General features: G+C 33.9%; 2 protein-coding genes. Both read left to right on the top strand.

The window, feature by feature from the left end:
- The coding region (locus NZD88_RS21270) for a transposase (RefSeq protein WP_423738676.1) at positions 1-476 on the top strand (476 nt) is incomplete at its 5' end.
- Between the two features lie 23 nt (positions 477-499).
- Positions 500-1342, top strand: a complete 843-nt coding sequence (locus NZD88_RS21265) for an IS3 family transposase (RefSeq protein ID WP_259831830.1) — start codon at positions 500-502, stop codon at positions 1340-1342.
- Positions 1343-1390: the final 48 nt, after the last annotated feature.

Here is a 1390-nt window from a genome sequence, read left to right as displayed (position 1 = left end):
TGTCTAGTCCTGAAATATCGATACACAAAAAAAGAATCGTTATGGAAGAACATTTAGAAACCCGGTACGTCAAGCGTACTCAGAGAGATTACAATTTGAGTTTGAAGCTTCAAATTGTAAAAGAAATAGAAGCGGGAAAATCAGGAATTACCGACTGTCGGAAAAAATACGGTATACAAGCACGCTCTACAATAGTGAGTTGGCTTAGAAAATATGGTAACTTTGATTGGGAAAACCAAAGTTCATTTACCATGAAAAAGACTCCTGAACAGCGCATTATGGAATTGGAAGCCGAAGTTAAATTGCTTGAAAAACAGAAAGCATTTTTAGAGAAACAGGCTTACATTGCAGATAAAAAGGTCATATTTTTCGATATGATGATTAATCTTGCCGAGAAAGAATATGATATTGATATCAGAAAAAACTTACCACCCGGACAATCACCAGCTTCCGCAGTGAAGAGAAAGAAACCTTAATCTTTACCTGCGAATTGTTCGGATTGGATAGACAAGTCTATTACAGAAGTATCAAACGGTATAAAAACTCACAAAGCAAAGCTTCAAAAGTGATAAAACTCGTAGGAGATATTCGCGTAAAAATGCCGAAATTAGGAGGCAGGAAGCTGTATTTTCTTTTAAAGGAACCTTTAAGATCCTTTAAAATAGGCAGGGATAAGTTTTTTGATATTTTGAGAGCCAATCATTTGCTCATAATACCCAAGAGGAGTTATTCTATCACAACGAATTCTCATCATCGATTCAGAAAGCATAAAAACCTGATACTGAATTATTGCATAAACAAACCCAACCAGGTTTGGGTGGCAGATATTACTTATATCGGGAACAGAAAAAAGCCGAGTTATTTAAGTCTGATAACCGATGCCTATTCCAAGAAAATTGTTGGGTATCATGTTGCAGACAACCTTAATACAGAAAGCAGCCTCGTAGCATTGAGAAAGGCACTAAAGAACAATAATATTGAAAAAGAACCCCTGATTCATCATTCTGACAGAGGCTTGCAATATTGCTCAAATGAGTATCAAAGGATTTTGAAAAAATATCAATTAAAATGCAGTATGACTCAGAATTCCGATCCTTATGAAAATGCTGTTGCAGAGAGAGTGAATGGTATTTTAAAACAAGAATTTGATATCGATAAATATGATATTGAAACTTCGCTCAGAAGAAAATTGGTCAATGAAGCTATTGGAATTTATAATGAATTAAGACCTCATTTTTCAAATCATTATTTAACCCCAAATCAAATGCATAAACAAAAGGAAATCAAAATGAAAACTTATAAAAACAAAAACCAAAGCAAAAACAAATTTGCTCTGGTTTAATTATTTATTTTTGTCCTGTAATATGTATCGGATTTTCAGGACTAGTCA

Source organism: Chryseobacterium pyrolae, from assembly GCF_025153485.1.
Taxonomy (GTDB): domain Bacteria; phylum Bacteroidota; class Bacteroidia; order Flavobacteriales; family Weeksellaceae; genus Chryseobacterium; species Chryseobacterium antibioticum.
The sequence above is the reverse complement of the archived record's forward strand: the minus strand, read 5'-3'. Positions and strand labels throughout refer to the sequence as shown.